The 7,670-nt window shown below is 50.9% G+C and carries 5 protein-coding genes; 2 read left to right on the forward strand and 3 right to left on the reverse strand.

Features of this window, described 5'->3' with window-relative positions; translation table 11 throughout:
- Window position 1 precedes the first annotated feature (1 nt).
- Together mcm and ACP5KC_RS04085 are read left to right on the forward strand one after the other, a co-directional pair.
- Entirely contained in the window at window positions 2-2,095 is a 2,094-nt protein-coding gene (mcm, locus tag ACP5KC_RS04080) for a minichromosome maintenance protein MCM (protein WP_428286862.1), read from the forward strand.
- Between the two features lie 54 nt (window positions 2,096-2,149).
- On the forward strand, window positions 2,150-4,369 hold the full coding sequence (locus ACP5KC_RS04085; RefSeq protein WP_052884702.1) for a DEAD/DEAH box helicase: 2,220 nt from the start codon (window positions 2,150-2,152) through the stop codon (window positions 4,367-4,369).
- A 208-nt stretch (window positions 4,370-4,577) separates the two neighbouring features.
- On the opposite strand, the gene ACP5KC_RS04090 is transcribed toward ACP5KC_RS04085, so the two are convergent.
- The 3 genes from ACP5KC_RS04090 to ACP5KC_RS04100 all read right to left on the reverse strand — a co-directional run bounded on the left by ACP5KC_RS04090 (window position 4,578) and on the right by ACP5KC_RS04100 (window position 7,617).
- Window positions 4,578-5,483 carry an SDR family oxidoreductase gene (locus ACP5KC_RS04090; RefSeq protein WP_428286863.1) on the reverse strand — a complete coding sequence of 302 codons (906 nt, stop codon included), beginning with the start codon at window positions 5,481-5,483 and terminating at the stop codon, window positions 4,578-4,580.
- A 75-nt stretch (window positions 5,484-5,558) separates the two neighbouring features.
- A complete protein-coding gene (gene infB, locus ACP5KC_RS04095) occupies window positions 5,559-7,373 on the reverse strand; it encodes a translation initiation factor IF-2 (RefSeq protein WP_052884704.1) in 1,815 nt (604 codons plus the stop codon).
- 64 nt (window positions 7,374-7,437) lie between these two features.
- A complete protein-coding gene (locus tag ACP5KC_RS04100) occupies window positions 7,438-7,617 on the reverse strand; it encodes a 50S ribosomal protein L24e (RefSeq protein WP_191118548.1) in 180 nt (59 codons plus the stop codon).
- Window positions 7,618-7,670: the final 53 nt, after the last annotated feature.

Here is a 7,670-nt window from a genome sequence, read left to right on the forward strand (position 1 = left end):
TATGGCGGGGCAGGTCATTGTTCAAAGCATACCGCTCGTCGAGAGGCTAACAGAGTTTCTCAAGGATTTTCGTGCACCTGACGGCCGTGAAAAATACAGGGAAATGATAAGGCGGATGAGCGCCGAGAACAGCGTCTCTCTAGTCGTCGACTTTGAGGACATATTACTGTATGATAAGACGCTAGCAGACACCCTAACAGAAACACCTTCAGTCTTCCTGGAAGCAGCTTCAAAAGCTGTCTACGAGGTAATGAGCGTAGAGAACCCGGAGTACGCCCAGAGGGTACGAGATTTCCATGTGAGGATCCGGAAACTCCCGGAGACCCTTCACGTCAAGATAAGGGATGTGAGAGCAAAGCACCTGGGCAAGCTCCTGGCGATAGAGGGTATTGTAACGAAGATTTCTCCAGTAAAACACGAGCTGATAGTGGGCGTCTTCAGGTGTAAGACTTGTGGCTATGAGCAGGAGGTAAAGCAGGAATCCGAGGGGTTTACAAAGCCTACTGTCTGCCCGAGATGCGAAGAGGAGGGCAGGAGGTCTCAGGGCTTCACTCTAGTGATAGAGAAGAGTAAGTTCGTGGATATACAGAAGTTCGTCCTACAGGAGAAGCCTGAAGAGCTTCCACCTGGCCAGCTTCCAAGATCAATCGATGTTGTAGTTAGGGAGGATCTAGCGGATATCGTGCGTCCAGGAGACAGAGCGACTGTTATCGGTTTTATGAGGGTGGAGGAGGACAAGAAGCTATTAAAGAACACTCCACCAATCTTCCACCCATACATAGAGGCTAACTACATCGAGGTTGCCACGAAGGAGTCCCTTGACGTAGAGATCACGCCCGAGGATGAAAAGAAGATTCTGGAGCTCTCGCGTCGTGAAGATATTGAAGAGCTAATCCTGAACTCCATAGCTCCATCGATTTACGGGTATAAGGAGATCAAGAGGGCGGTAGCCTTATTGCTCTTCGGCGGCGTCCCGAAAATATACCCTGACGGCGTGAGAGTTAGGGGGGATATACATATCCTGCTAATCGGTGACCCGGGAACTGCTAAGAGTCAAATACTCAGGTACGTCGCCTCCCTAGCCCCTCGAGGCATATACACGTCCGGCAAGGGGGCATCCGCCGCCGGACTGACGGCGGCAGTGGTTCGTGAGAAGAATTCCGGCGAGTTCTACCTCGAGGCCGGTGCTCTAGTACTTGCAGACGGTGGTGTAGCATGTATAGACGAGTTCGACAAGATGGAGGCTAGGGACAGGGTAAGTATACACGAGGCCATGGAGCAGCAAACGGTTAGTATAGCCAAAGCAGGCATAGTCGCTACCTTAAACGCGAGGGCTTCCATCCTCGCAGCCGCCAACCCCGTGTTCGGGAGATATATTCCGGGCAAGAATATCTCCGAGAATATAGACCTCCCTGTAACAATACTTTCTAGATTCGACCTTATATTTGTGATAAAAGATACTCCTAACAGGGAGAGGGACAGGGAGCTTGCACAGTATGTCGTGGACTTCCATGGCGAGACGTATCCCGAGGCTCTCAGCCATACAGTTCCAGCCGATCTTTTGAAAAAGTACGTAGCCTATGCGAGGAAGAACATCCGACCCAAGCTCTCCGCAGAAGCTAAAAGCAAGATAGTTGAGTACTATGTAGCGATGAGGTCTAAAAGCGAGGATCCAAACTCTCCCATCGCGATAACTCCACGCCAGCTAGAAGCCCTAATAAGACTCGCCGAGGCGAGGGCCAGGCTACACCTCCGCCCCGTTGTCATCGAGGAAGACGCTGAGACAGCGATAGAGCTCATGGAGTTCTTCCTCAGGAACGTTGGCATTGATACTCAAACAAAGACAATAGACATCGACACCATAATGACGGGTCAGCCTAAGTCGAAACGTGAGAAGATAATAACGATCTTGGACACTATACGCCATCTCGTCAAGGAGAACAACGGGGAATGCGTTGAGATCAAGACTGTCATAGAAGAGCTTACATCAAGAGGGATCGATGAAAGCATGGTTAGAGAGGTTATCGAGAGCTTCGTAAGGGAGGGTGAACTCATGACTCCAAGAAGAGAGTGCATAAAACCCGTTAATATTTAAGGTGAATCTTTAATCCTGGTATTAATAATCCAGGTATGAATTTGAGTGAATGCCATGGCTTACTACAGCACCGACATACTTGCAAAGTTTTTTCCCAGAAACATACTTGAGACCCTTAAGAACCGTTTAGGTATAACGCAGCTCTACCCGACCCAGTACGAGGCAGTTAGACAGGGAGCCCTTGAAGGCAAGGACCTTGTAATCGCAGCTCCCACAGCATCTGGCAAGACTTTGGTTGCAGAGTTAACCATCCTGAAGAGGCTTCTAGAGGGGGGTAAAGCCCTATACATGGTTCCGCTTCGCGCCTTAGCCTCAGAAAAGTACGAGGAGTTCAAAAACTTCTTCGGTGTCTTCGGCTATAAGACAGCTATAAGCACGGGTGACTTTGACAGCGACGATGCCTGGCTTGGAAAGTACGACGTCATAGTCACGACGAACGAGAAAGCGGACAGCCTCCTACGCCACAAGGCCCCCTGGTTCGACAAGGTATCGGTTATAGTTGCTGACGAGATACATCTCCTTGGTTCCGATAGGCGTGGCGCAACGCTCGAGGTACTGTTAACACGTACAAAGCTTATGCCTGAAAGGCCCCAGCTGCTCGGCCTCAGCGCTACCATAGGCAATCTCGAAGAACTTACCGAGTGGCTTGGAGCCAGGCCTGTTAGGGTTGACTGGCGACCCGTTCCTCTACGTGAGGGCGTGTATTACAACGGAGAGATTTTCTACAACGATGGACAATCCGTTTCCCTTGAGAACCATGGAGCCCCGCTTTTCGACCTAGCTTATGACACCCTTAAGGAAGACGGGCAGCTCCTCGTGTTCAGCCCTACACGAAGGTCGGCTGTGAGTGACGCGCGGAAACTCTCCGCGATTACAAGTAAATTCATATCGCCGGGGGAACTCAAGGTGATACGGGAGAACATAAGGAGGCTTAAGTCAGAGCACAGCGACAAAGTGACCCTTCAACTCTTAGAGCTTCTCCAAAAGGGTGTGGCCTTCCACCATGCAGGCCTAGCCTCAGAGGCTAGGAGTACCGTTGAAAGAATGTTCCGGGATAGGATTCTCAAGGTAATCGTTGCCACGCCAACCCTGGCCGCGGGGGTGAACCTTCCCGCCAGGCGGGTAGTGGTCACTGATTATAGGAGGTTCAATGTAGAGCTGGGATATTACGAGAGGATACCTGTAATGGAGTATAAACAGATGGCGGGTAGGGCTGGGAGGCCGCGCTATGACAAAGAAGGGGAATCCGTGCTGATAGCTCGCTCACTCCAGGAGCTCGAGTTCCTATTCAAGGAATATGTAGAGGCAGAACCCGAGAACCTCTCCTCCCAGCTGGCTTCAGAGCCTGTGCTTCGATCACACCTCTTGTCAGTCATAGCCACGAGTGAATTAGTGAGGAGTCTCGACTCGCTAGGGCGTTTCCTCTTGAACACCTTCTACTCCTACCAAAACAGGGACTACTTCTTCGTGATCGAGAGAGCGAAAAAAATCCTGAATAGATTGGCGCAGGCAGGCTTCCTTGAGGTTAGGGGGGATAAGCTTGAACCAACGCAGCTTGGAATTAGAGTCGCCGAACTCTACATAGACCCTGAGACGGCCGTGACAGGCTTAGACTTCTTCAAAAAGGTGGATCAAGCCTCAACGCTGTCGTATCTATACCTTATAGCCTCTACCCCGGATGCCTCAACGATACATCTAAGGAGAGGGGATGAGGAGTGGCTTGAAGACATCCTTAAAAGCTCGAGCCTAGGACCCGTGGCTCGACCACCAGAGGACGAGATTGAGTACGAATTCTTCCTACAACGCTTAAAAACGGCCCTGCTCCTAGAGGACTGGATAAACGAGGTTCCAGAGGAACATATAGTTGAGAAATACGATGTTGGTCCGGGAGACATCTACTCCTTGATACAGACAGCTGAATGGGTCGCCTTTGCCCTCTCTGAGATAGCCAAGCTCACAGGCTTCAACGAGCACTCGGTTAGGCTCGCCGTACTAAGTAAACGGATAGAGCACGGCGTAAAGGAGGAGCTTCTCGAGCTAGTATCGCTGAGAGGCATAGGTAGGGTCAGGGCTAGGAGCCTCTACTCCCACGGCTACAAGTCCCTGATAGACCTGGTTACAGCACGGGAAGAAGACCTGGCAATGATTCCAGGAATAGGTAGAGCCCTCGCTAGATCAATAAAGAAGCAGTTGTCCTCCGAAGCCGAGGAATCTCATGAAGAGGAAGAGAAAATACAAGAGTTGCCAGAGCAAGGCCTTGACGCCTACTTTTAAGACTTCGACCCGCGTCATGGTGTGTCGGCGCATGAATGGTTTCATCACTTCTCAGAACTCGGCAAAGTCGTCATCCGCTACAACATAGTTTAAGGGGGTATAAATCTTCGCTCTAAGTCCCCCAGGTTCGGGCTCAGAGGTACTCCTCTTCTTCACTACTCTGAAGGCGTTTTTTCATCATAGCTTGTTTTCTCCACGTGAAAGAGCCTCAAAAACCTTCCTCCAGTGCGCTTTTAAGAACCTTCTTAACTCTTTCTAGGGAGCCTGCTAGGACAGCTTTTCTCACAAGCTCCGAAAACTCCCTGTCACCTGTCAGGTGGAAAAGACTATCAGCCACGATTTTATCGTCGAGGTACAGCATCTTCACAGTCATTCCCCCGTCTATAATGACGTTCGTGCCCGTGATGAAACCGGCTTCATCGGACGCAAGGAATGCTACGAGAGCGGCAACGTCCTCTGGCGTCCCAACCCTACCCGCTGGATGTTGCTCGTGATCCAGTGTCGTCAACTGTGACTTATGGGGAGGCACCTGCCAGCCTGCGGTGTCGATCCACCCAGGAGACACGGCTATGACCCTTATCCTGTACGGTGCCAGACTAACGGCAAGCGAGTGAGTCAACGCCAGAAGCCCGCCTTTAGACGCCGAGTACGGCTCCGTGTTAGGCTCAGACTGCAGTGCACGGGTACTCGCGATGTTGACTATTACTCCTCCCCCGCTCTTTACCATGACCTCCGCGGCGTGCTTGGCGAAGAGATAAGGCCCCGTGAGGTTCACTGAGATAACCCTATTCCATTCCTCGAGGCTTTGTTCGAATATCGGCTTGCCCGAGAATCCAATACCCGCGTTGTTAACTAGGACGTTGATTTTGCCGAAGGTCTCCACAACTTGAGAGACACATCGCTTGACGTCCCCCTCTCTCGAAACATCGCCCTGTACTAGGATTGCATCGACTCCCCGCTCTCTTAACTCGGTGAGTCTCCTCTTTCCTGCTTCTGCATCAATGTCGAAGATCGCTACCTGGGCCCCCTCGCTCCCGAGCCTGTGTGCTATAGCGGCTCCTATGCCTCTCGCTCCCCCCGTTACTATGGCGACCTTACCTTTGTATCGTTCCACATGAAACTATTAGATGAGATCAGATAGTTAAGGTTATTCTCGACACTTTTCACTAGTTGAGAAAAAGAGTACTATCTACGGGTACTCTATCCTGTTAGAGAACTTCAGTCTAAACCTCAGGAGTTTTCTAAGGTACTCCTTCTCCTTCTCTGTAAGCTCATCACCGTATTTTTCTAGAAGCAGGTTTATCTCCTCCAGGGGGACATCTGAGTACAGGTAGTCGCCCTCCTCAACCTGCCTGCCGACAATCGCCTTGCTTCTAATAGAAATGGCGACCTCCGAGCCCTCCTCGGCGGTTTCAAGCACGTTTTCATGCTCTCGTATCTGCATGATATCCCCTATTTCTTTTCCATCCCCCGTGATCAGCTTAATCCCTGGGCGGAGCCTACCGCATACGACGCGTACTCCCACAATGATCGGGTCTCGACGCCTGAAAACATATCCGGGAAGTATCTGCACAACAGCTGGTGGCGTGACCTTCTCGAATATCCTCCTCCTCTCTAATGCTCTCTGCTCCTCGAACCATTTAAGGAAGTTCTCGACTAGCCTGTAGAGTATTCGCTCCGTGAATATCTGTACTCCCTTCTGGGCAGCCTCCTCCCTTGCTTCAGGCGTCACCTTGACGTTAAAAGCTAATATTGCTGCATACTTTGCGTCAATGTTCTTTACCAGGCTCGCCTCGAAAACATCACGTCTAACGACAGGGCCTACATCTGCTAGTCGTACAGGGAGATTGTTCTTCTTGAGGTATCCCACCAGGGCCTCAAGTGTCCCCAGAGTATCAGCCTTAACCACTACACCGGCAATGTCGCTCTGGAACCGTGTCGCTTGAACCTCGGCCTGGACTTCTTCGAGTATTCTGCTAATTTCATCCTCGCTGGCTGCTACTATTAAGGGGGCTCCTGGAATACTGCCTTCAAGCCCATCAGCTATGACTTTCACGCCCGCCGCTGCGGATATCCTGTCAATCTCTATGAACCGATCCTCGGGTGAACGCATTTCGTCGAGGGGTTTAGGCATTAAGAGTAGTCTCACGCGTGTCGTGATAGGCTTCTCGATTCCACCCACAACGATCAGATCCCCCTTCTTCAAGACACCGTCGTACACGATTACAGTTGCAGTAGTTCCAAAACCCACCTCCTCTTTTAGCTCCAGTACTACCCCACGGGCGGGAGCTACACGAGCGACAAGCCGCTTCAAAAGGAATCTTTGTGACAGGCCTGCAAGGACTAATAGGAGGTCAGGCATACCTTCTCCTGTAAGCGCGCTTACAGGTACAAGCGCAAGAACCCTGGTAAAGTCCTTTATCCTGTCATAGCGGTCAGCGCGGAATCCCAGCGAGTTAAACTGCTCAATAATATATGACAGGAGCTCTTCCAGCTTTAAAACGGTAGCCTCGTCCTGCATTTTAACTGACTCGACAAAAGGCTTGTTTGGGAAGCTCTTCCAGCCCGGTATCTTATCTATCTTGTTTACCGCGACGATAAATGGAACCCTCTTACTCCTTAGAATATCTATAGCCTCGAAGGTCTGCTGCTCGAGGCCTCTTTGTACATCCACTACTAGGATGGCGATGTCGGCAATACTGCCGCCCCTAACTCTCAGGTTTGAAAAAGCTTCATGTCCAGGGGTATCGATGACGAGGAAACCAGGGATCTTTATCTCGACTTTAATCTGGCTTAGAAGCGGCCCCGATATCTCCTCCAAGGCTTTCCATGGTAGGAAGGAAGCACCAATGTGTTGCGTCATGGTGCCAGGCTCGCGCTTGGCTACAGCCGTCCCCCTGATCTTGTCTAGAAGCGTAGTCTTCCCGGCGTCGACGTGACCTAGAACGACTACGATAGGAGCTCTAATATAAGTGTCCTGCTGGCCAGTAGTCTGCATCCCCATGAATAGTCACAACGGAAAACAAAACCGCGCAACAATATAGTCTTAACGCATTGATTTTACGCGGCTAGGCGTTCTTTTTTACGACCCATTTTGTCCTCCTAGGATTCCTGTGGAGCTTCAACGCGCTCTTGAAACACTTAGAGGAGCAATACCGCTCAACGGTGCCGTCTATTCGCACGTACATCAAGCCTTCTCCCGGCTTTATAGGCTTCTTGCAAAAGCTGCAGGTCAGCATTCGCGGCATGCAACCACCTAAGCCGTGGACACAAGCATGGAATATATTATTTTTGTTTTCCA

The organism is Infirmifilum sp. (genome assembly GCF_049970975.1).
Taxonomy (GTDB): domain Archaea; phylum Thermoproteota; class Thermoprotei; order Thermofilales; family Thermofilaceae; genus Thermofilum; species Thermofilum uzonense.